The sequence below is a fragment of the Tateyamaria omphalii genome, assembly GCF_014651375.1.
Taxonomy (GTDB): Bacteria; Pseudomonadota; Alphaproteobacteria; order Rhodobacterales; family Rhodobacteraceae; genus Tateyamaria; species Tateyamaria omphalii.
The window spans coordinates 126,382-147,872 of the sequence record NZ_BMWT01000002.1 but is presented as its reverse complement, the minus strand read 5'-3'; the positions used below and the strand labels follow the sequence as shown (position 1 = coordinate 147,872).

At 56.9% G+C, this 21,491-nt stretch carries 18 protein-coding genes; 9 read left to right on the top strand and 9 right to left on the bottom strand.

Translation table 11 applies throughout. The annotated features are described in order from the left end of the window. Nucleotides 1–91 precede the first annotated feature (91 nt). On the top strand, nucleotides 92–1,969 hold the full coding sequence (locus IE087_RS06360; protein ID WP_189368479.1) for a Hint domain-containing protein: 1,878 nt from the start codon (nucleotides 92–94) through the stop codon (nucleotides 1,967–1,969). Here IE087_RS06360 and IE087_RS06355 read toward each other — a convergent pair. Next, on the bottom strand, nucleotides 1,962–2,561 hold the full coding sequence (locus IE087_RS06355) for a nucleotidyltransferase family protein (protein WP_189368478.1): 600 nt from the start codon (nucleotides 2,559–2,561) through the stop codon (nucleotides 1,962–1,964). The genes IE087_RS06360 and IE087_RS06355 overlap by 8 nt on opposite strands. Nucleotides 2,562–2,678: 117 nt before the next feature. Then, nucleotides 2,679–5,087, bottom strand: a complete 2,409-nt coding sequence (locus IE087_RS06350) for a GcvT family protein (RefSeq protein ID WP_189368477.1) — start codon at nucleotides 5,085–5,087, stop codon at nucleotides 2,679–2,681. A 283-nt stretch (nucleotides 5,088–5,370) separates the two neighbouring features. Here IE087_RS06350 and IE087_RS06345 point away from each other — a divergent pair, with 283 nt between their 5' ends. Next, complete coding sequence (locus IE087_RS06345; protein ID WP_189368476.1) at nucleotides 5,371–7,782, top strand: GcvT family protein; 2,412 nt, start codon at nucleotides 5,371–5,373, stop codon at nucleotides 7,780–7,782. A gap of 134 nt (nucleotides 7,783–7,916) precedes the next feature. Further along, nucleotides 7,917–8,753: a LytTR family DNA-binding domain-containing protein gene (locus IE087_RS06340; RefSeq protein WP_189368475.1), complete on the top strand. Its 837-nt coding sequence runs from the start codon at nucleotides 7,917–7,919 to the stop codon at nucleotides 8,751–8,753. A 6-nt stretch (nucleotides 8,754–8,759) separates the two neighbouring features. On the opposite strand, the gene IE087_RS06335 is transcribed toward IE087_RS06340, so the two are convergent. Then, on the bottom strand, nucleotides 8,760–10,070 hold the full coding sequence (locus IE087_RS06335) for an HlyC/CorC family transporter (protein WP_189368474.1): 1,311 nt from the start codon (nucleotides 10,068–10,070) through the stop codon (nucleotides 8,760–8,762). On the opposite strand from IE087_RS06335, the gene IE087_RS06330 reads away from it, so the two are divergent. Next, on the top strand, nucleotides 10,027–10,947 hold the full coding sequence (locus IE087_RS06330) for a metallophosphoesterase family protein (RefSeq protein ID WP_308425441.1): 921 nt from the start codon (nucleotides 10,027–10,029) through the stop codon (nucleotides 10,945–10,947). The genes IE087_RS06335 and IE087_RS06330 overlap by 44 nt on opposite strands. Here the strand turns inward: IE087_RS06330 and IE087_RS06325 are convergent. Genes IE087_RS06325 through IE087_RS06315 form a run of 3 tightly spaced genes read right to left on the bottom strand, consistent with a single transcriptional unit; the run spans nucleotide 10,887 to nucleotide 13,523 of the window. Next, nucleotides 10,887–11,849 (bottom strand): site-specific tyrosine recombinase XerD, encoded by a 963-nt coding sequence (locus IE087_RS06325; RefSeq protein ID WP_189368473.1) that lies wholly within the window; start codon nucleotides 11,847–11,849, stop codon nucleotides 10,887–10,889. The two genes, IE087_RS06330 and IE087_RS06325, sit on opposite strands and share 61 nt — an antisense overlap. Next, nucleotides 11,846–13,384, bottom strand: a complete 1,539-nt coding sequence (locus tag IE087_RS06320; RefSeq protein ID WP_189368472.1) for a hypothetical protein — start codon at nucleotides 13,382–13,384, stop codon at nucleotides 11,846–11,848. Before IE087_RS06320 ends, IE087_RS06325 begins: the two co-directional genes overlap by 4 nt. Next, nucleotides 13,374–13,523, bottom strand: a complete 150-nt coding sequence (locus IE087_RS06315) for a hypothetical protein (protein WP_189368471.1) — start codon at nucleotides 13,521–13,523, stop codon at nucleotides 13,374–13,376. Before IE087_RS06315 ends, IE087_RS06320 begins: the two co-directional genes overlap by 11 nt. A gap of 93 nt (nucleotides 13,524–13,616) precedes the next feature. Here IE087_RS06315 and IE087_RS06310 point away from each other — a divergent pair, with 93 nt between their 5' ends. Genes IE087_RS06310 through IE087_RS06300 form a run of 3 tightly spaced genes read left to right on the top strand, consistent with a single transcriptional unit; the run spans nucleotide 13,617 to nucleotide 15,930 of the window. Further along, nucleotides 13,617–14,204, top strand: coding sequence for a shikimate kinase (locus IE087_RS06310; protein WP_189368470.1), 588 nt, complete (start codon nucleotides 13,617–13,619; stop codon nucleotides 14,202–14,204). Then, nucleotides 14,197–15,309, top strand: a complete 1,113-nt coding sequence (gene aroB, locus IE087_RS06305; protein WP_189368469.1) for a 3-dehydroquinate synthase — start codon at nucleotides 14,197–14,199, stop codon at nucleotides 15,307–15,309. Before IE087_RS06310 ends, aroB begins: the two co-directional genes overlap by 8 nt. Before the next feature lie 24 nt (nucleotides 15,310–15,333). Further along, nucleotides 15,334–15,930: a pyridoxamine 5'-phosphate oxidase family protein gene (locus IE087_RS06300; protein WP_189368468.1), complete on the top strand. Its 597-nt coding sequence runs from the start codon at nucleotides 15,334–15,336 to the stop codon at nucleotides 15,928–15,930. A gap of 66 nt (nucleotides 15,931–15,996) precedes the next feature. On the opposite strand, the gene ssb is transcribed toward IE087_RS06300, so the two are convergent. Then, nucleotides 15,997–16,500: a single-stranded DNA-binding protein gene (gene ssb, locus IE087_RS06295; protein ID WP_189368467.1), complete on the bottom strand. Its 504-nt coding sequence runs from the start codon at nucleotides 16,498–16,500 to the stop codon at nucleotides 15,997–15,999. Nucleotides 16,501–16,670: 170 nt separating this feature from the next. Here ssb and IE087_RS06290 point away from each other — a divergent pair, with 170 nt between their 5' ends. Both IE087_RS06290 and IE087_RS06285 read left to right on the top strand, forming a co-directional pair. Further along, nucleotides 16,671–17,258 carry a lytic transglycosylase domain-containing protein gene (locus IE087_RS06290; RefSeq protein WP_189368466.1) on the top strand — a complete coding sequence of 196 codons (588 nt, stop codon included), beginning with the start codon at nucleotides 16,671–16,673 and terminating at the stop codon, nucleotides 17,256–17,258. Between the two features lie 103 nt (nucleotides 17,259–17,361). Beyond that, nucleotides 17,362–17,847 carry a hypothetical protein gene (locus tag IE087_RS06285; protein WP_189368465.1) on the top strand — a complete coding sequence of 162 codons (486 nt, stop codon included), beginning with the start codon at nucleotides 17,362–17,364 and terminating at the stop codon, nucleotides 17,845–17,847. Here IE087_RS06285 and IE087_RS06280 read toward each other — a convergent pair whose 3' ends face one another. Then, the gene (locus IE087_RS06280; RefSeq protein ID WP_189368464.1) at nucleotides 17,848–19,935 is read right to left on the bottom strand and encodes a dipeptide ABC transporter ATP-binding protein; all 2,088 of its coding nucleotides are present in this window, start codon (nucleotides 19,933–19,935) and stop codon (nucleotides 17,848–17,850) included. 97 nt (nucleotides 19,936–20,032) lie between these two features. Continuing rightward, a complete protein-coding gene (locus IE087_RS06275) occupies nucleotides 20,033–21,484 on the bottom strand; it encodes an ABC transporter permease (protein ID WP_189368463.1) in 1,452 nt (483 codons plus the stop codon). Nucleotides 21,485–21,491: the final 7 nt, after the last annotated feature.

Sequence of the window (21,491 nt, the reverse complement as noted above, 5' to 3'; positions counted from 1 at the left end):
CAGCTTTGAATTAAAACCGGAGTCTGGGTGTTGGTCTGTGGGGGCAGTTCATGACCCCTTTCATTTTGTGCAGATATGAAGGGCAGCTGCCATGGCCAATATCAATGGAACGTCGAATAACGACACTCTGCAGGGAACGAACGAAGACGATACGATCCAAGCCTTCAACGGTCAGGATCTGGTGTCGGGCGAAGGTGGCGACGACAGCATTCTAGGTGGTGATGGCAACGACACGTTGTTTGGGGATGTGGGCGAAGGCACCGCACCCGGAAACGATGCAACGCCGTTGGTCATCGACATCAACAACCTCGTGACACGAGACAACGCGGACAACAGTGCGCAGCCGGGTACGTCTGCCGTATATCGCAATGTTGCTCAGTTGGAGGATGGCACTCAGGTTTCAGCTCGGATCGTGTTGGTATCCAAGTCTGACCCGAACCTGCGTGTCGATCTATCGGGTGGCAACGGTTCGGAAATCCTGATGAATGGGAACGGAACTGGCGACACCGCCAGCTTCCGTATGGAATTCTTTATCCCCGACAGCCCGAATGCGACGACCGGCACACCCGTCGCTCTGAACTCGACCGCAACGGTCAACGATCTGGATCGCAACAGTCCCGGCGACCAAGAGGCCGTCACAATTGATGCAAGCAGCTTTACTGCATTTGCAACTGATGCCGACACTTCGTTGAATGTCACGACCAGCGGTGGCACGGTCACCGCCGCCGGGACCGAACAGAATAATCCGAGCGATCAGGATGCTTGGTTCTCGGCTTCATTCGAGAATCGCGAATTCATTGAGTTCACGCTTGAAGCACGGAACACGAACTCGGGTTTCTCTTTCTCTGGGGACCTGATCGACGATGTCGTGGTGACACCAATCGATGCCGGGGATGACACAATTGAAGGTGGCGCGGGCCAGGATGTTATCTTTGGCCAAGGTGGTGATGACAGCTTGTTGGGGGGGCAAGGTGACGACGAGATTGACGGCGGTGAAGGCAATGATGTGCTGGATGGCGGTCAGGGTCAGGATGAGCTGATTGGCGGCGCCGGCAATGATACGCTGGTAGGCGGAACCGGTGACGATACTTTGTTGGGTGGCGAAGGTGAGGACCTGATCACGCTTGGTCCAGACAACGATCAGGCGCAGGGCGGAACCGGCTCTGACCGCTTTGCCTTTGATGGTCTGGGCAATCACAACATCGTTGGCGGCGAAGATGCAGATGGGACCGACATTGACATTCTGGACCTGTCCGGTGTGCGGGCAAATGTTCTGCCGGATGGTCCAGGTTCAGAATCCGGCACCGTTGAGTTGTTGGACGACAATGGAAACGTGGCGCGCCGCGTCACTTATTCCGAGATCGAGCAGATCATTATCTGTTTCACTCCGGGTACGCGCATCGCAACGCCAAGGGGCGAGATTGCAGTAGAGAAGCTGAAATCAGGTGACAAGGTCATTACCCGTGACAACGGCGCACAGACCCTGCGTTGGGTCGGCCGCCGCGATCTGATGCCCGACGAAATGCGTATGAATGCCGCGTTCCAACCGGTGTTGATCCGTGCGGGTGCGCTCGGCAAAGGGCTGCCTGATCGCGATATGCTTGTGTCGCCACAGCACCGTATGCTGGTTAAATCGGATTTGGCCGAACTTATGTTCCAGGAACGCGAAGTGTTGATTGCCGCCAAGCATCTGACCGGCTTGGATGGAGTGGATCAGGTTCAGACCGGCTCTGTCAGCTATTTGCACCTGATGTTTGATCAGCACGAAGTTGTCTTGGCAGAGGGTGCATGGTCTGAAAGCTTCCAACCGGGCGATCAGTCGCTACGCGGGATCGGTGCCGAGCAGCGGCGGGAAATCCTGACATTGTTCCCCGAACTCGACACGTTGGCCGGGCTCGATACATACAGCTCGGCACGATTGTCGTTGAAGCAGCACGAAGCGCACACACTCGTAAATCGTCTTAGGTGATATGGCGTGCTGCGCGCCACGCAGCCCAATCCTCGGGTGAGTCGAGGTCAAGACGCGCACGCGAACCAGGCAGCGGGACCATGTGCACCCGGTTACCTGCCTGTCTGACGATGTCGCGTCCGCCATCGTCCCCGCAAAGCTGATCGAAAGCGGGGAACAGCATTCGATCAAAAATGATCGGATGCCCGCCACGCCCACTCTCGGTTGCCCCGCGCCAGATCAATGCCTCAGGATGGGTTTCCGCCGCCTTTTGCACGGTGCGCAAGTCATGGTCAGTAATGTCGGGCAAGTCTCCCAGTAAAAGCATAGCGTACCGAACTTGGGGTCCTAGCGTGGCAAAGATCGTGCGCAGGCTAGCACCCATTCCTTCGGCGGCGTCTGACACCTCAACAGGACGCGCACCAAGACGTTCGACAATCGCGTATCGGGGGTGGGGTGCCGGTGGCAGTGCAACGCGAACATCAGTGCTCACGGCTTGTGCTGCTTTTACTTGCTTGGCCAGAAGGGATTGCCCGCCCACATCTTCCAACAGCTTGTCGGTGCCGCGCATACGTGACGCAGCGCCTGCGGCGAGGATGAGGATTGGCATCATGTACAAATCCTAGGTCGCTGGACACGTGGTCGCAACACTGCCGCGCATTCACGCAAAACGGCGACCCGTCGGATGAGCATTGCCTCTGTTTGCGTTCTTGAAGTAGCGACGGCAAACTTAACCGCGCATGCGGGTGCCGTCTGGATCAAATAGAGCAGTGTTTGTCATCTTGGCCTTGCGCATTTGGCCCAAGATTTCGATTTCCACCTTTAGCCCCTCTTTCACGCTTTTTGTGGGTAGGAACCCAAGGGCCACAGATACATTTGCGTGATGTGAGTAGCCGCCAGAGGTGCAAAAGCCGACAACTGAGCCATTCATCCAGATCGGTTCATAGCCGTGAACATCAGCGTCATCCGCATCGACAATGAAGGCACAGAGTTGCCGGTCAGCGCCATTTGCGCGATGCATCTCTGCCGCCGCACGTCCGATGAAATCGGTGTTCTTTTTCCACGAGATGAAGCGATCTAGCCCTGTTTCTGCGGCTGTATAGTCCGGGGAATACTCTGACAGCCAGGAGCCAAAGAACTTGTCCAAACGCAATGACATCATGGCCCGCATACCGAACGGCACGATTCCATGATCTTGTCCTGCATCCCAAAGGGTCTGCCACAACTGGCGCTGCGCCATGGGATCGCAGTAGATTTCAAACCCCAGATCACCTGTGTAGCTGACCCTTTGCACAATACAGTCCGTCATGCCGACGGTAAGGGGGCGGACATCAAGAAACTTCGTGTCCCCTAAATCGGTGCGCGTACACGCTTGCAGGACATCCCGCGCTTTCGGTCCGGCCAACTGGAATCCGTTTCGTTTGTCACTTATATTTTCAATGGTTACGCCTTCTTCTTCATGTAAAATGAAGTGGCGCATATGTACGGCTTGCGCGCCGTAACTCGCGGTAACTTGGAACTCCGTGTCACTTAGACAGGACATGGTGAAATCACCAATCAGCTTGCCCTTGGGGCTGAGCATGGGGGTAAGCGAGATGCGCCCGGGTTGTGGGACACGGCCTGCCATAATGCGATCAAGCCAGGCACGTGCTCTTGGTCCCGTGACGTGATACTTGCCGAAATTGTGCACTTCATTAATGCCGACACCGTTTCGAACGGCTTTTACCTCGCGCGCGGTGGCCGCGAAGGCGTCAGACCGTCGGAAACTTGGGGTTTCAAAGGTCGGCTCGCTGTCTTTGGCAAAGTAGTTGGGCACTTCCAACCCGTATTGCTGACCCCAAACCGCGCCCAAATCAGTGAAAATGTCGTACATAGGAGTGGTTCGATTAGGGCGGGCGGCTGGCAGTTCTTCGTTTGGGTAGGCGACGCTGAACCGTTTTTGGTAGTTTTCAATTACCTTCAAACGCGTGTACCCGGGGGAAATCCAGCTGCCGAAGCGCGCAACATCCATTGCCGTCACATCGCGTTCCGTCTCGCCCTCAATCATCCACTGGGCCAGCATGAGGCCAACGCCACCGCCCTGAGAGAAGCCTGCCATAACGCCACATGCGGACCAGTAGTTCCGCAAGCCCGGCACAGGCCCCACCAGTGGGTTGCCGTCCGGCGCAAATGTGAAAGGACCGTGGATCACCGATTTGATCCCGGCCGTTTCGAGCACGGGGAAGCGTTGATAAGCAAAGGCGATGCTGGTTTCGATCTTGTCGAAATCATCGGGCAGCAGTTCATGACCGAACGTCCAGGGCGTGCCGTCAACTGCCCATGGTCGGCAGGGTTGCTCATAGAAGCCGATGCAAAGCCCACGCCCTTCTTGCCGAAGATAACTTTCACCCGCAGGATCCATGACATGCGGATGTTCGGCGCCGCGCTCGTATATTTCTGCAATATCGTCGGTGACAATGTATTGGTGTTCCATCGGGTGCAGGGGCAGGTAGACGCCCGCCATCGCGCCAACTTCGCGCGCCCAGAGACCACCAGCATTCACCACATGTTCGGCATGAATGGTGCCTTTGTCCGTAACAACGTCCCAAGTGCCGTCGGGGCGTTGATTGGTTTCTCGTACCATAGTGTGTGTGTGAATGCTGGCGCCGCCCATGCGCGCAGCCTTGGCGTATGCGTGTGTCGTGCCAGAGGGGTCAAGATGCCCATCCAACGGATCATAAAGCGCGCCAATGATACCATCGGTGTTGGTGATCGGTGCGATATTCTTGATCTCATCCGGGCCGACGATCTCCGTTTCCAGTCCCATAAAGCGATGCTTGGCACGTTCGGCCAATAACATTTCAAAGCGGTCCTGATTGTCGGCCAGCGTCAAGCCACCGACATGGTGCAGGCCGCAAGACATGCCTGTGAGCTCTTCCAGCTCTCTGTAAAGCTTAATTGTGTAACCTTGCAGAGCCGCCATATTCGTGTCGCCATTGAGCGTATGGAAGCCACCGGCCGCGTGCCATGTGCTGCCCGATGTCAGTTCGGACCGCTCCAGAAGCATGACGTCTGACCAACCGAGTTTGGTCAGGTGGTAAAGCACGGAGGCGCCGACGACGCCCCCGCCGATGACGGCGACACGGGTTGTTTTTTGCATGGGGTTTCCCTTGGTTGGCAGGCCGATAGAGCCCGAAGGAAGCCATCAAGGAAAGCCTGAATGCGACGGGTTGTGTCGCTCACGACCTTCCGGATTGCATTGTCATGCTGGGCGGCGCATTCGCGCAGGGGCTCGCGGTGTCCTTGGATGTCTTCGCGGCGAGTGACCGGGCATTTCGCGGTGTGTTTTCCTGCGAGCGACGCGGCATGTCGCGATAGGGCAATCAGTTGGCCGAACCGCGGCGCAGTTTGAACGTCAGCGAAACATTGGCAAAGGCATTCTCATGCGCACCCATGCACAGGCCGTCGTGATTGGCGGTGGCGTCATCGGCTGTTCCATCCTGTACCATCTGACAAAACTGGGGTGGACCGATGTGGTTCTGCTGGAACGGGATGAGTTGACCAGCGGGTCAACATGGCATGCTGCGGCCAATATCCACGGGCTGCACGACAGCACCAATATCAGCCGCATACAGCACTACACGATGGGTCTGTACAAGGAGTTGGAGCAAGAGACCGGACAGGGCTGTGGCGTGTTTCAACCTGGGTCCTTGTATCTGGCGCAGACCCAAGCGCGAGAACATCAGCTGCGGTTGCAGGCATCGAAGGCCAAGCTGTACGGGATGAATTTTCATGAGGTCAGCCGGGACGAGGCAGAACGCCTGCATCCATTGGTCAACTATGACGGTGTCCGCTGCATCATGTGGGAGCCAGACGGCGGCAACGTGGACCCATCGGGCGTAACAAATGCCTATGCCACCGGCGCGCGACAGAACGGGGCAGAGATTATCCGCTTTTGCCCCGTGACCGGGACAGAGCAACAGGCCGACGGCAGTTGGATCGTGCGGACGGAAAAAGGCGATATTGCAACGCCCTGGGTTGTAAATGCTGCTGGATTGTGGGGGCGCGAAGTGGCCGCGATGGCGGGCATCGAACTGCCATTGCAACCCACCGAACACCAGTACTTTGTGACCGAGACCATTTCAGAGATTGCAGCAATGGATCGTCGCCTGCCTTCGGTCGCGGATCGGGATGGAGAATACTACCTGCGACAAGAAGGGCAGGGGCTGCTGGTCGGAGCCTACGAAAAAGATGTGCGCTTCTGGGCAGAGGAAGGGACGCCGCAGGGTTTTGGCCACGAATTGTTTGCCGACGACCTCGAACGGATCGAAGACAACATGATGCGGGCCATCGACCGGGTCCCGGTTGTAGGAAGTGCCGGGATCAAGCGAGTGATCAACGGACCGATGATCTGGTCTCCGGATTCGAATGTGTTGTTTGGCCCGGTTCCCGAGCTGACAGGTTACTTTTGCTGTAACGGGATCATCCCTGGCTTTTCCCAATCTGGGGGCATGGGATTATTGGCAGCACAGTGGATCGTTGAGGGCGAAACGAAATACGATATGTTCGCATGGGACATGGCTCGGTTCGGCGCGTGGGCAGGTAAGGCGTTCACCAAAGCTCGCGTCGGCGATCAGTACGCACACCGTTTCAAGATTCATTTCCCCGGCGAGGAACGCGACGCGGGTCGTCCCGTCTGCACCAGGCCTGTCTATGAGGTTCAGAAGCAGCTGGGCGCCAAGTTCGGTTTGAACTACGGCTGGGAGCATCCGCTTTACTTTGGTGATGTTGAGGATACGGCGGGCTTCAGCCGCCAAGCGTGGTTTGACGTTGTGGGCAAGGAATGTCGCATGCTGCGCGACCGGGCCGGGATCATCGATATCTCGAACTTCGCCAAATACGTCTGCAAGGGACCCGGAGCAGAGGATTGGCTGAACGCGGTCTTTGCCAACCGGATGCCGAGAGAGGTTGGTCGTTCTTGCCTTACACCATTGATCGGAAAACGTGGGGGGATCGCCGGTGATTTCACCGTGACGCGGCTGGAAGAAAATGTCTTTTGGATCATTGGGTCCGGTATGGCCGAGCGTTACCACCAGCGCTTTTTCAAAGAGGTTCCGCTGCCACATGGCACCACGTTTGAAAGTCGAACCGAGGCAATGTGCGGCTTCAACGTAGCCGGGCCGGACAGCCGTGCGCTGTTGCAGCGGCTGACAAACACATCGTTGGCCACTGATGCGTTTCCATTTATGCGGTCAAAATGGATGGAACTGGCTGGTGTGAACGTCTTGGCGCTACGCGTGTCTTTCACGGGTGATTTGGGGTGGGAGTTGCATTGCCGTACGGAAGATCAAGTGCGGTTGTATTCGTCATTGATCGAAGCCGGGGCAGACATGGATGTTGGCCCGGTTGGCAGCCGCGCATTGATGAGCCTTCGGATCGAGAAAGGCTATGGATCATGGAGCAGGGAATACAGCCCGGAGTACTGGCCGCAGGAAGTTGGTTTGGACAGGCTGGTCAAGCTGGATAAGGAATTCTTGAACAAAGATGCTGTCGAGAAGGTCTTGTCGAATCCGCCGCGCGAATCGCTTGTGCTTTTGCAGTTGGATGAGTCGGATGTGCGTACGTCCGGTGCGGATGCCACGGGCGGAGAGCCAATTTTCAGGGATGGCGTTGGGGTCGGACGAGTCACTTCGGGTGCGTACGGTTTCGGCGTCGGGATGAGCCTCGCGCTGGGTTTCGTACGTGGCGTTGAGCCGGGACATGTTGTCGACGTTATGGTTCTTGGACGCAGGCACAAGGCAAAAATACTTGAGAAACCACCATTTGATCCCGATGGTATGCGCCTGAGATCATAAGGTGCGGGGTGCGGACGACAAAACGTACCAATCGATACAGGCCTGTAACTGAAACCGAATTGCCTGCCGCCCACACCCCATTAGGCCTTTGGAACGCATTTACTCTAATTAGCGTCACATGTTAGGCAACTTTTATGTTGAAGAAGGCGCTAGACCACGAAGTGCGTGTTTTTGTCTCGAATGGCAGCGAAGCACACTTCACGATACGCGAAATGTACGAGCTCTACACGTCTTGGCAGATGTGGCTCTTGGTGCTTTTTGGTTTTTTCATCATGGCGACCGGTCATCCGGTGACTTTGCCACAATTTGACAGTTTTCAGCTGCGATTGGCGTTTTGGTTTGTTGCACTCTTTTTGTATCTGACGCTGTCGATGTTCTATGCACTGGCCAGTTGCAGGATCTGGCGATCCGTTTTCGGAGGCCCCATTCCACTGATCGTCTTGTCATCACCATTGGTGCTGGTGTCCACGTGCATTACGGTTGGGGCATTGACGGTGTTGTTTGAGCCGGACAAACCTGCGTTTGCGTCAATGACGTGGCAAATGAACCTCAGAAATGTGTTTGTTGCGCATGTTTTTGAAACGGTCGCTTTGCTATGGTTGCTGCCAACGCAACGTGCCCGAAAGGTCACCATGAGCGCAGGTCGAGACATTACTCTGGCGGGTCGTAAATTCGCTCTGGCGCAGATTTCGCGGGTCAAGGCGGCAGAGCACTACCTGGAAATTTATACGCTGGATGCTGTCGAAACGATACGTGAGCGAATGTCCACATTTCTTGACCAAGTCAGCCTGGACGAGGGCATTCAGACACATCGGTCACATTGGGTTGCCCGCCAGACCGCACAGTCATTGTCAGGCTCCAAACTGACGTTGACCGATGGCGTAACGGTACCGGTGGCGCGGGGTCGCTTGGACGATGTGCGCGCATGGATGGATATGCATACCGATCCCGGTCGGGGTGGGGTGGTTTGAACGAAGCTAGTCCAGCGTTCGAATTCTGAGTGCTGTGATCCGGTTTCCCTCTCGCGCCGTCACCTCGAACCGGAAGCCATGGAAGCTGAAAACCTGACCGACTGTAGGGATCGTTTGCGCCTCGTGAATTACCAGGCCAGCGACGGTGTTTGCTTCGTCGTCGGGCAGGTTCCAATCGGTAGCGCGGTTGAGGTCGCGAATTGTCATAGCGCCATCTATGTGGAAATGCCCGTCGTCGCCCCTTTGTACGGAGTGTTCACCATCCGGGTCGAACTCGTCAGTGATCTCGCCCACGATTTCCTCGAGAATGTCTTCGAGTGTGATGAGGCCCTGAAGTGATCCGTATTCATCAACGACCAGCGCAAAATGGGTCCGCATACGCAGGAACTGTCGCATCTGGTCATCCAGCGTGGTGGTTTCCGGCACGAAGTACGGGGCCATGGCCACCTGGCTGATATCAAAGGACTTCAGCGCGGCTGCTTCACCTTCGGGCCCACCGATCACCTGGTACATCGCACGCAACAGATCCTTTGCGTGGATCACGCCTGTGATGTTTTCCTGCTCACCCCGGTAGACGGGCAGACGTGTGTGGTTCGACTTCAGACACTGTTCGAGAATGTCCTGTGGGTCATCCTCGGCATTGATCATTTCGATGCCCGAACGATGCAGCATGATTTCTTCCACCACGCGGTCGCCCAGATCCAACGCACCAAGGATGCGGTCGCGGTCTTCCTTTTCCACGACGCCTTCCGAATGGCCCAATTGCAACGCCCCGGCGATCTCTTCACGTACCGCCATGATATGGCTGTCGGGATCAATCTTGACTCCAAACACCCGCAGCACACCACGAACAAGCAAACGGACCGCCGAAACGATCGGAGAGAAGACCGTGACCACCAGTGAGATTGGGCGCGAGACAAGCGATGCCGCAGTTTCGGAGTTTGTGATTGCATAGGTTTTAGGCAGCACCTCAGCAAAGATCAGAACCAGCAACGTCATGACCAATGTGGCCAAGGCCACGCCTGACTCTCCGAACGCCCGCGTAAAGATTGCCGTGGCCAACGACGTCGCAAGGATGTTGACGAGGTTATTGCCCAGTAGCACAGACCCGATCAGCCGCTCGTTATCCTCTGTGATCTGAAGCGCTTTTTCTGCCCCGGACGAGCCGCGATCCGCCAGGCCGCGCAGCTTGCCTCGCGAAGCAGCGGTCAGGGCGGTCTCGGAACCCGAGAAAAAACCGGACAGGACCAACAGTCCAAGGATCACACCGCTTGTGATCCAGAACGCCGCGTCGAGCGTCGATGAGGGGTCTTCCATTCGTGATTTATCCTTTGATCTTGGATCGGTTATGGGGGTGGCAGACGACGCAATCAAGGGATGCGACAGGATGCGCGTGCAGGATCTGGGTGCGATTGATGATCCGATACTGGTTTTTGGTGGGCCGTATTCGAACCTTCAGGCGACCGAAGCGGTGTTGGAGCAGGCTCGGAAACGAAGTGCATATGTCATCTGCACCGGTGATGTCGTTGCGTATTGTGGGCGGCCCGCTGACACGGTTGCTGCGATACGCGCAGCTGGATGTCCGGTGGTTGCTGGAAACTGCGAAATCCAGTTGGCAGCCGGAGCATCTGATTGCGGGTGCGGATTTGAAAAGGGAAGTTCATGTGATCTGTTGTCTGTCCGATGGTTTCGATTTGCGGATGATCAGATCTCAAGTGATGATCGTGACTGGATGCGCGCGTTACCTGACATTGTCACCTTCTCTCATTGCGGGGCGCGCTACGGTGTCATCCATGGCGGAGTGACGGATGTGGCGCGGTTCCTGTGGTCTACGTCTCCTGCCGACGTCTTCGAACTCGAATGCCAGGCTTTGGAGGCTATCGTGGGGCCAGTGGATCATGTGATTGCCGGTCATTCGGGTATTCCGTTTCGGCGCGCAGTCGGTCGAGGCGAATGGATCAATGCGGGCGTTGTCGGAATGCCACCGCATGATGGCAACGCGGACACGGCATTCGCTGTGTTGACATCTGGGCAGCTCAGCTTGCACCGCCTCACATATGACGTTGGGGGCGCCATCGCCGATATGGAAGCTGCCGGGTTGACGCAGGGCTATCACAAGGCGTTGCGATCGGGTTATTGGCCGTCCGAAGATGTTTTGCCACCCGATTTGCGGTCGTCCTTGGCCAAGGGGTGATGATCCAGCACCAGTTGTGTCAGCCGTTCGTCAACAACATGCGTGTAGATTTCGGTTGTCGCCACGTCAGCGTGCCCCAACATCGTCTGGATGGCTCTCAAATCCGCGCCGCCAGCCAGCAGATGCGTCGCAAATGCGTGCCGTAGCGTGTGTGGGGTGACTTTGCTCGGATCGACCCCGGCATGAACGGCCAGCGACTTGATACGGGCATAAAACCAGTGCCGGGTCAGGTAGCCCGATGCCCCGCGCGAAGGGAACAGGAACCGCGAAGGTGCCGCGCCATTGTCTTCTTTCTTCTGCTGCTTGTCGTCGCGCAATTTGATCCAGTCGAACAGGGCGAGGCGGGCTGATGTGGATAGCGGCACCATCCGTTCCTTGCCGCCCTTTCCCAGTATTAGCAGCATCTGCGGATCACCCCGGGCCGACGAAACAGGCAGGCTGACAAGTTCGCTGACCCTCATGCCAGTGGCATACAGCAGCTCCATCAGACATGTGTCCCTTACCCTGTCATGTTCGTCACGCCCAAAGCTGCGCGCCGACGCTAAAAGGCGGTCGACCTCGCCTTCATCCAGCGTTTTGGGCAATCGCTTGTCCTGACCAGGGCTTGCGATCTGAATAGCAGGGTTGTCACTGCGCCAACCTTCTTCAAATGCGAACCGGTACAACTGCTTGATGGCTGACAGGCGTCGGGCACGAGTGGACTTGGCAAGCCCCTGTGCATCGCAATGGATCAGGTAGTCTTCAATTTGGGCTGTCGTCGCCGTTTCAAAATCTGTGTCTTTGCTGGCGAGCCATCCATCGACATCCTTGAGATCGCGGCCATAGGCTAACAAGGTGTTGCGCGCTGCACCCAATTCTGCGGCCTGCGCATCCAGAAAAGTCGAGATCCAACGGTCGCTCATCCTGTTCCTTTCAGCAAAAGGACCTGAAGGGCGGTGCGCCGCGCCACATCCTCAAGGCCAAGCGCGCGCAAGGTCGCAAGGCCGGTTGTCAGCTGCGCGACGTCACCGGAACTGCCAGCATGCGCCAGTGGGATACTTTGCAGCAGTGCAGCTCCCAGTGCATCTGACTGTGCAAGCGACACGATTTCAGGGTCCGGTTCCGCATCGGAAAAAGCGGCAACCACGGCCCCTTCAATTCCGTCGGCGCTAAGCCCCGGCGGGATGGAACCAGATGCGATGGCGCTCAAGACCGGGCGTCGCATGGCGCGCGCCGGGAATTCTGCAGCAGCCATTTCATAATTTGGTGACAGCAACAGAACCTCGAACGCCAGATCGGCAGTTGTTCCGCTTAGGACCATTTCAGACAGCCTGTCCGAAAACAGTGCGGCAAAAACGGTTTGCAAACCTGCGTCCCCCATGGCGCGCCACGCTGCCGGAAGCGTCTTGGAAACAGCGGCCGGGCTGCCTGTTGCCAGTGCGGTGTCAAACCGTTGAACGGCGGCGACCCGATCCCATACTCCCCCTGATGCTGCGGGACGACGTTGTGTGTAGAGACCCAGAAGGCGATTGTCGCCCAATGCACCACGCTGGGCCAAGCGCTCTGCTGCCTCCAGCTGCGCCTTCCAACCTGAATTGGATGACAGGTCGGCATTTGCGTATGCGACCGGCCAGCCACGTGTTGGGATGGGGGTGCCAATCGCCTGGAATAGACGGAACGCAAGCGGGTCCGGCGTCGCTGGGACGGGAAGGGGCGGCTCACCCTCGAACAGCTCCGGATCCAGAAACCGTTCTAGAGCGTCGGCCATCGCAGGTTCAATAAGGCCGAGCGCGCGAGACGTCCCAAGAACCAGCACGGCGTTGTCCCAATCGCCCGCCCGTGCCGAGCAGAATACGTCATAAGGTCTTGCGGGCGAGAGGCCAGGGTCCTGTGTTGTCAGTGCGCAAGCACCTCCTTCGGTTCCTGCGATCAATGACAAATCGAGGTACCGCTTTAGGTGCGCAGGACTGCGATTGACCGCGGTCTGTTCCAGCAAGGCAAGCGCGGGGTCCAGCGCACCAAACCGCATGAGCGCGTCAACTCTGGCCAGATCAAAGGAGGCGGCATTCCCGAGTGGCGGGTTCGCCTCCGCTAGCAATAGGGTCATGGTCAGCGATTGCAGCGCGGGCAGCGAAGTATCGGGTAAAGCCTTGACCGCTTCGGCCAAGTCAGATCCGTTGCTGCCGGACCAAAGCGTATCGGGCAAGCCGGTCACGTTGGAAGGCGCGAGCCCAACGCGTTGTGCGGCAACATCGCTCAACGGTTGCACGGTGACCTGCGGAATAACGCCGCTTGATGTGACATCAGGCTCGGGTTGAACGGGCTGGTTGGCAGGCGCCGCCACTTGCGTGTCAAGCCAGTCGATCACGCTCAGCGGTGCCGTGGCCTGTTCCTGAGCACTCAGGCTGGTGCCAGCGCAGACCAGCGCGGCAAGAAGAGGTCCAAGACTATTCTGCATCCAATGTGACAGGCACGCGCGTTTCATCCTGTGGGGGCGAGAAATTGGCGCCGAAGTACTCACCCACATAGGCATAGCCGACCAGCCCGATAAATCCGATGATCGCGAGAAAGATCAACAGCTTGAATAGACGGATCATGTGTTTGCCTGCCCCAGAATTCTTGGTGGTGCTTCTTTGTTTTGCTCACAGCATATATGGCCTTTTTTGCAAAATCACGTCATTGACATCCATATGAGCGAAAATCAGCAAAATAATAATTCTGGGGCAAGCTTTCGACTGAAGAAGACCGTGGTGATGGTTGGCATGATGGGCGCGGGCAAAACGGCAGTGGGCCGTGCGCTGGCGCAAAGGTTGGGGGTGCCATTTCTGGACAGCGATGCAGAGATCGAAAGCGCGGCTAACATGACTGTGCCTGAAATCTTTGAACGCGACGGAGAGCCGTTCTTTCGGAGCAAGGAAACACAGGTGATTTCCCGTCTTCTTGACGAAGAACGGGGCATTCTTTCGACTGGCGGCGGGGCTTTCCTGGCGGAAGAGAACCGTTCCAATGTATCCGCGCGCGGCGTGTCTGTCTGGCTGGATGCAAGTCTTGATCTTCTGTGGCAGAGGGTTCGTAACAAGGATACGCGCCCGTTGTTACGCACCCCTGACCCGCGCGCGACCCTGAGCGAGATTTACAGTGCGCGCGTGCCGCTTTACGCGCTGGCGGACGTGACTGTTGTGTCACTGCCAAACCTCAGTATCGAGGAAATGGTCGACCGTGTGATTGCCACTTTGTTGGTTGAAAGACCCGATGTGTTGGAGAAAACGAATGCGTGAGACAGTCCATGTCCCCTTGGGTGATCGAGCATATGATGTGTTGATCGGGCCGGGCTTGTTGGCCGAAGCGGGCGCACTCATTTCGCCACTGCTGCCGCGTCTGCGCGTTGCCATCGTTACGGAAACCCGGGTCGCGGCTCTGCATGTGGATGCTTTGCGGTCAGGGTTGGCTGATGCGGGGATAGAGGCAGTCGCCTTGGAGCTGCCTCCAGGCGAAGCGACCAAAAGCTGGACGTATCTAAGCCAAGTAACCGAGTGGCTGCTGGATCAAAAGATCGAACGCAGCGATGTGGTTGTTGCCCTTGGCGGCGGCGTCATCGGCGACTTAGTGGGTTTTGCCTGTGCCATACTACGCCGTGGTGTGCGCTTCGTGCAGGTGCCCACCTCGCTGTTGGCGCAGGTCGACAGTTCGGTGGGGGGCAAGACCGGGATCAATACGGTGCAGGGCAAGAATCTTGCCGGCGCCTTTCACCAACCTAGCCTCGTGCTGGCGGATACCGATGTGTTGGCGTCCCTGTCCGAGCGTGATTTCCTTGCCGGGTATGGCGAAGTGATGAAATACGGCCTGCTCGGGGACGCTGCGTTTTTTGAATGGCTCGAAGGCAATGCACCGGCGATGGCGGCAGGTGATATGGCGTTGCGGGTGGCGGCTGTCAAACGATCCGTTGAAATGAAGGCCGAGATCGTGACGCGTGACGAGACAGAGCAGGGTGATCGGGCGCTTTTGAACCTCGGTCATACGTTCTGCCATGCGTTGGAAGCGGCAACTGGATATTCAGACCGGTTGCTGCATGGCGAAGGAGTTGCGGTCGGGTGCGGCCTGGCGTTCGAACTGTCGGCGCGACTAGGGCTGTGTTCGCAGGAAGATCCCAGCCGGGTGCGTGCGCATATCAAGACAATGGGGATGAAGGCCGACATCACCGACATTCCCGGTGATCTACCCGATGCGGCCGGTCTGTTGGACTTGATGGACCAGGATAAGAAAGTCGTTGCCGGCACACTGAATTTTATCCTCGCGCGCAGCATAGGTCAGGCCTTTGTCACTTCGGATGTTCCGAAGGATGCAGTGATGGCCGTTTTGGAGGATGCACTGCAGGGCAGGTAACGATTTTAGAAGGGAGATTGGAAGATGACGCCGGAAAGACTGCGGGAACTGTACGGAGAAGTTCATCAAAGGGCAGCCGCAAAGGTTATCTCGGCCTTTGATGCGCATTGCCGACAATTCATCGAACACTCAACCTTTCTTGTGCTGGCGACATCTGATGGTCAAAATTTGGATATTTCGCCGAAAGGCGATCCAGCGGGTTTTGTAACGGTTGAGTCCGACACAACGCTGCTGTTGCCGGATCGTCCAGGCAACAATCGGATCGACAGCTTGATGAACATTCTGGCGCATCCGAAAGTGGCGCTTCTTTTCCTTATTCCGACCGTGGATGAGACCCTGCGTGTGAATGGAACGGCCGAGATCAGCGATGATCCTGTGCTATGCGACCAGTTTCAGGTGAATGGGAGGAGCCCAAAGACGGTGCTGCGTATCACGGCAGATGAAATCTATACCCACTGCGGTAAGGCGCCTATGCGGGCGGGCCTTTGGAAACCTGAAAGCTGGCCTTCAAACCGCCCGGTCGCGACACTGCTTGAAATGCTCAAGGATCACACATCGCTTCCGGACGAACGCACCGGTCAGGATGCGGTCGAAAAGCTTTATCGCGATACGCTGTACTAGGCGCGGTATTTGAACGGCAAAAGGCCCGCGTTTTGAGCGCGGGCCTTTTGGTCTGGAAAAAGCGATTTAGAAAGGGATTTCGTCATCCAGATCTCGGCTTGGGGCCGGGCTGGGTTGGCTGCTGCTGCCGCCACCGCCATAGCCGCCGTCACGATCATCATAGCCCATCTGGCCGCCGCCACCGCCGCCGCCAAAGTTCCCTCCGCCACCACCTTCGCCGCGGCCATCAAGCATGGTCAGGGTCGAGGTGTAGGGTCGAAGGACAACCTCAGTCGAATACCGGTCCTGACCTGATTGATCCTGCCATTTTCGAGTTTCGAGCTGGCCTTCAAGATATACCTTTGAGCCCTTGCGCAGATATTGCTCTGCCACCCGCGCCAGTGGCTCGGAGAAGATCGCAACAGAATGCCATTCCGTGCGTTCCTTGCGTTCGCCGGTATTGCGATCTTTCCACGTTTCGGATGTTGCGATGCGCAGGTTGCACACCTTGCCACCATTCTGGAATGTCCGCACCTCGGGGTCACGCCCCAGATTGCCGATCAGAATGACCTTGTTGACGGACCCTGCCATGTTCTTCCCCTTTGTCCCATGCCGGGCTGATTCCGTGCCGCGGCCTAAAGTTCTGGCTAGACTACACGTGGTTAATGCAGACTTAAATCTCGGAGGTGGAAAGTTGGCAAAAAAGCCGTATATTGCGCGGCGAGAAACGGTGGCAGTGTACGATCTGGGGACGGGAAACGATGCGAGCACTCTGGGCTGGGGCGATTATCGCCGCCTTCATGGTTGATGCTGGAGCGGCGCAGACGCTTTCCACGAAAAACCGCGGTTCTTTGTTCAAATCTCAAACCAAGGTTTTGGATAGCCGGGCGGCGACGCAGTATTCCAATTCTGTTCGTCTTCAGCCTCCCAAGGTTGTGACCCCCACCAAGTGGGACACTGAGACCAAGAAATATCGTGGAAAGTATCGCGGCCCCTATCTGAACATGGCCAAGGACGCAGCACGACGCCATGGCGTGCCCGAGGACCTGTTCTTGCGGCTTGTTCAGCAAGAGAGTGGCTGGAACGCGAAGGCCAGATCTCACAAAGGTGCGTACGGCTTGGCACAATTGATGCCTGCAACCGCGCGTAGTTTGGGTGTGGACAGAAACGACCCCGCAGAGAACCTTGAAGGCGGCGCGCGCTACCTCAAGGCGCAGTACCGCACCTTTGGCAGTTGGCGCCTTGCTTTGGCGGCCTACAACGCGGGGCCGGGGGCCGTGAAGAAGTACAACGGCGTCCCACCATTTCGCGAGACTCGAAATTACGTGAAGGTCATCTGGGGCAGCTGATCTGCCATTCGTTTCGCGCGCCCTTTGATTGCGCCGATGTTGCCTTAAAACCGCCATTTCATGCACGTAACCCGGGAACTGAGCAGTAGCGAAAGGGGCACGCATGAAACCTGGTCAGTCCACATTCGAGGAACGTCTGAGTCGCATTAACAGTGGCGAAGCGCGTAACGCCAGCGATGTCGTATCGCCAAAGGCAAAGCTTGTGCACGAAGCGTACAAGGACCGCAGGTTTCACTTTGACATGTTGGTGGCAGGAGCGATCGCCGGCGGAATCGCTGGCCTTCTTTTTGCCAGCAATATCGGTTTTCTGTTCATCATCACGCTCGATTACCTGACGCTTTATGGCCTTATCCTGGCTGATTTCAAAATCGCTGGATACATCGCTGCAGTGGTCCTTGCACCCTTCGCCTTTCTCGGGACATTGATCTTTTCCAGGACAGCACCGCGCGCATGGCAATTCTGGACAGCTTACCTGATTGGCGTTCTGGCCGCCAATTTCACGGACTTGCGCTATTGGGTCGAAACGGTTGTCATCCCGGCGTTCTGGCAGTTCGTTGCGAACTACACTGCGGCCTCCGAATATCTGTAATCATTCAGCCGCGATTTTGATAACCGGCTCCATCTTAGCAAGGATGTCTTCCGCCAAGTGGCACTTGACCTGATGGCCTTCCGCAAGAAAGCGCACTGGCGGAACTTCCTTTTCACACTGGCCTCCGGGAACGTCCGATTTCCATCTACACCGGGTCTGGAACGGGCAACCCGAGGGCGGATTCATCGCGGACGGAATGTCGCCCTCAAGCACGATGTGCTGTTTTTCCACTGATGTGTCGGCGATGGGAACGGCTGAAAGCAGGGCCTCGGTATAGGGGTGATAGGGTGGGGCAAAGACCTGTTCGGTCGACCCCAACTCAACCACGTGACCCAGATACATGACCATCACCCGGTCGCTGAGATAGCGCACAATAGACAGGTCATGGCTGATAAACAAAAGCGTTGTCTTATGCTCGCGCTGAATTTCCATCAGCAGGTCTGTGACCGCGGCCTGAACCGACACGTCCAGAGCCGATACCGGTTCGTCCGCGACAACAATCTTCGCGTCTCCGGCAAAGGCGCGGGCGATGCCGACACGTTGCTTTTGTCCACCTGACAGCTGCCTTGGCATACGATCTGCAAAGGCGCGGGGCAGTTTCACAAGGTCCAACAACTCAAGCATACGCTGCTTGCGATCCGCTTCGTTCTTGCCAACCTTGAAGATTTCCAACGCGCGAATGATCTGGCGTCCGACGGTCATCGAAGGGTTCAGGGTGTCAAATGGGTTCTGGAACACCATTTGCACATCCGCGACCGTTTGTGTGTCGCGATCCTCGATTGGGACGTCCTGAATGTTTTTGTTGCCGAGTGTGATGCTGCCTTCGGTTGCCGTCTCAAGCCCCATCAACACCTTGGCGAATGTGGACTTGCCGCACCCGGATTCACCAACAATGGCAAGTGTTTCGGACTCGCACGCCTCAAAGCTGAGCGTTTCGTTGGCCTTGACCACTTTCTTGTCACCGCCACCAAACAGGGCTGATGCTGCGACTTCATAGTATTTCTTGAGATTGTCCATTTTGAGGACAACATCGCCAACCTCGCCCTTTTCCTTCTTTTCCCCCTTGGTGATCGGCGCATTCCAGTCAATTTCCTGGAAACGCAAGCACCGGGTTTCGTGGCTTGCATCCTCGTTGGCAGGCGCCATCGGAATGGTGTTGTCTTGATTGCACCAGCCGTCTTGAAAGTAATCGCAGCGCGGCCCGAAATTGCAGCCCGGCGGCCGTTCGTGGGGCAAGGGGAAGTTGCCGGGGATGGCCACCAGCGGGCGCGCATTTTTGTCCGCACCGGGCAGCGGGATCGACCGGAACAATGCCTGCGTATATGGGTGTTGCATTTCGTCAAACACCTGTTTGATCGAACCACGTTCAACGGCTTCGCCGGAATACATCACGCAAATACGGTCACATGTCTCAAGAACCAGACCAAGGTTATGCGAGATGAACAGCATCGATGTGCCGTACTTCTTGCCCAGATCTTTGACCAATTCGACCACGGCAGCTTCCACCGTCACATCCAGCGCCGTCGTCGGTTCATCAAGAATAAGCAGCGATGGCTCGGACATCAGGGCCATGGCGATGACAATGCGTTGCTGCTGACCGCCCGAAAGCTGGTGTGGAAAGCTGTTCAGAATGCGCTTGGGGTCGGGCAGCTTGACATCCGTGACAACCTGCAGCGCTCGGTCATAGGCGTCCTTTTCGGACATACCCTGATGGATCATGGGCACTTCCATCAACTGCTTGCCAATCTTCATGGCCGGGTTCAGCGAGGCCATAGGCTCCTGGTAGATCATGGCGATTTCGGAACCACGGATGTCGCGCAACTCCTCGGCGCTCATCTGCTGCAGATCACGGCCCTTGAACTTGATTGACCCGCCGACAATACGCCCGTTCTTGCCAAGGTCCTGCATGACGCCAAGAGCCACAGTCGACTTGCCGCATCCGGATTCACCAACCAGCCCGACAGCTTCTCCAGGTTTCACCGTCACTGAAAAGTCCATGACAGCCGGAATTTCCCGCAACCGCGTGAAGAAGGAAATGCTCAGCTTGTCGATCTCTAGGATTGGGCCGTCATAGTCCTGTTTCGCCATCTTCGTCTCTCCCGTGTGGCTGTGAAGATTGCTGTCTTCATCTTGCCAAATAAACTCCGGGGGTCCGGGGGCTGGCCCCCGGTCCGCCAGTTTCAAATCAGTCCTTCAGACTTTCCTCGCGCAACCCATCCGCCAACAGGTTCAATCCCAGAACCATGGTGAGCAGCGACAAAGCGGGGGCGATGGCCGGGTGCGGGTAGGCGGACAACAAGCGCCGACCGGCGTTGATCGTGGTGCCCCAATCCGGGCTCTCGCTTTGCAAGCCCAACCCGAAGAAACCCAAGGTGCCCAGCAGGATGGTGGTATATCCAATTCGCAGGCAAAAATCGACGATCAGCGGACCGCGTGCGTTGGGCAGTATCTCCCACAACATGATGTACCAGGGACCTTCGCCACGTGTTTGCGCAGCCGCCACGTAGTCCCGCGTTTTGATGTCGAGCGCGAGGCCTCTGACGATCCGGAAAACAGTGGGTGCGTTCACAAAGACAACCGAAACGAAGACCACTAGAATGCCGGGGTCGATGTCGAACAGGTCCAGAAACTCAGGCAAAACTGCCACCTTCGTACCGGCGTCGGAAATCAGCGACAGATACATCCACCCCATGATCCCGAGCACGACAATCAACAAAGGCGTGCGAAAGCTCGGTTGGGTGTAGTAGCGCGAGTTCAAGAGCACGCCGACGAAGACCAACGGGAACACAAACAAGACAGTCGCCATGTAGTTTGGAATGCCTGTTGCCACGATCTCTGGCGTCACCAGCAGATAGAATAGCAGGATGACCGGGAAGGCGAGGATCAGGTTCGCGAGGAACGACAGCAGTGTGTCCAGGCGACCACCGTAGAACCCGGCGGGCAGACCCAGTGTGATGCCAACCATGAAAGCAAAAACTGTAGCAAGCGGCGCGATCTGCACCACAACCCACGCGCCCTTGAACAGACGGCTGAAAACATCTCGCGCCAGATTGTCACCGCCCAGTAAGTACCAGGCATATTCACCATCTTCCGCGCCCCGCATTGGTGTTCCCGGTACTTTGTTCTTCATGCCGGACACTTGGCTCAGGCTGTCATGGGTTGTGATCCAGTCAAACAGCCCAGCCATGACACCGGCATAGACCCAGAACATCACCAGGGCGAAACCTACCATGCCGACAGTGGAATCGAAGAGTTTGCCGTAAAGACCCAGCTTTCTTTTGAATGTGATGGACACAGCAAATGTCAGGATCAACGCGATCCACACCGGCGTAAGCTGTTGGCTCATGCCGCCAATGATGCCGGCGACTTGCGGGCCTGTAAAAATACCGATCACGATATAGGCCAGTACAACGATCAAAAGGCCAAGGCCCAGCCAACGCGTCGCGGTCGAGGACAGGTCATATGCGCCTCCTGCAGAGCTGAGCGTACCATCCGGGTTGGTCACGACGCGGGACCCACCGGTGGCGATCCCGAGGACGATCTGGACGACAGCCGCAACCAGGAAAACGGCTGATAGCACATACAGTGCGGGGTTCAAAAACTGCCCAAGAGGGCCGGTCCATGTCAAAGGTTCCATGGTCAGC

Bases quoted from the DNA above. Each gene is read 5' to 3' on its own strand.
- IE087_RS06290 (WP_189368466.1), top strand. From the start codon at position 16,671: ATGCGAGCACTCTGGGCTGGGGCGATTATCGCCGCCTTCATGGTTGAT.
- IE087_RS06285 (WP_189368465.1), top strand. From the start codon at position 17,362: ATGAAACCTGGTCAGTCCACATTCGAGGAACGTCTGAGTCGCATTAAC.
- IE087_RS06320 (WP_189368472.1), bottom strand. From the start codon at position 13,384: ATGCAGAATAGTCTTGGACCTCTTCTTGCCGCGCTGGTCTGCGCTGGC.
- IE087_RS06340 (WP_189368475.1), top strand. From the start codon at position 7,917: ATGTTGAAGAAGGCGCTAGACCACGAAGTGCGTGTTTTTGTCTCGAAT.
- ssb (WP_189368467.1), bottom strand. From the start codon at position 16,500: ATGGCAGGGTCCGTCAACAAGGTCATTCTGATCGGCAATCTGGGGCGT.
- IE087_RS06310 (WP_189368470.1), top strand. From the start codon at position 13,617: ATGAGCGAAAATCAGCAAAATAATAATTCTGGGGCAAGCTTTCGACTG.
- IE087_RS06315 (WP_189368471.1), bottom strand. From the start codon at position 13,523: ATGATCCGTCTATTCAAGCTGTTGATCTTTCTCGCGATCATCGGATTT.
- IE087_RS06350 (WP_189368477.1), bottom strand. From the start codon at position 5,087: ATGCAAAAAACAACCCGTGTCGCCGTCATCGGCGGGGGCGTCGTCGGC.
- IE087_RS06345 (WP_189368476.1), top strand. From the start codon at position 5,371: ATGCGCACCCATGCACAGGCCGTCGTGATTGGCGGTGGCGTCATCGGC.
- IE087_RS06360 (WP_189368479.1), top strand. From the start codon at position 92: ATGGCCAATATCAATGGAACGTCGAATAACGACACTCTGCAGGGAACG.
- IE087_RS06325 (WP_189368473.1), bottom strand. From the start codon at position 11,849: ATGAGCGACCGTTGGATCTCGACTTTTCTGGATGCGCAGGCCGCAGAA.
- IE087_RS06300 (WP_189368468.1), top strand. From the start codon at position 15,334: ATGACGCCGGAAAGACTGCGGGAACTGTACGGAGAAGTTCATCAAAGG.
- aroB (WP_189368469.1), top strand. From the start codon at position 14,197: ATGCGTGAGACAGTCCATGTCCCCTTGGGTGATCGAGCATATGATGTG.
- IE087_RS06275 (WP_189368463.1), bottom strand. From the start codon at position 21,484: ATGGAACCTTTGACATGGACCGGCCCTCTTGGGCAGTTTTTGAACCCC.
- IE087_RS06280 (WP_189368464.1), bottom strand. From the start codon at position 19,935: ATGGCGAAACAGGACTATGACGGCCCAATCCTAGAGATCGACAAGCTG.
- IE087_RS06355 (WP_189368478.1), bottom strand. From the start codon at position 2,561: ATGATGCCAATCCTCATCCTCGCCGCAGGCGCTGCGTCACGTATGCGC.
- IE087_RS06335 (WP_189368474.1), bottom strand. From the start codon at position 10,070: ATGGAAGACCCCTCATCGACGCTCGACGCGGCGTTCTGGATCACAAGC.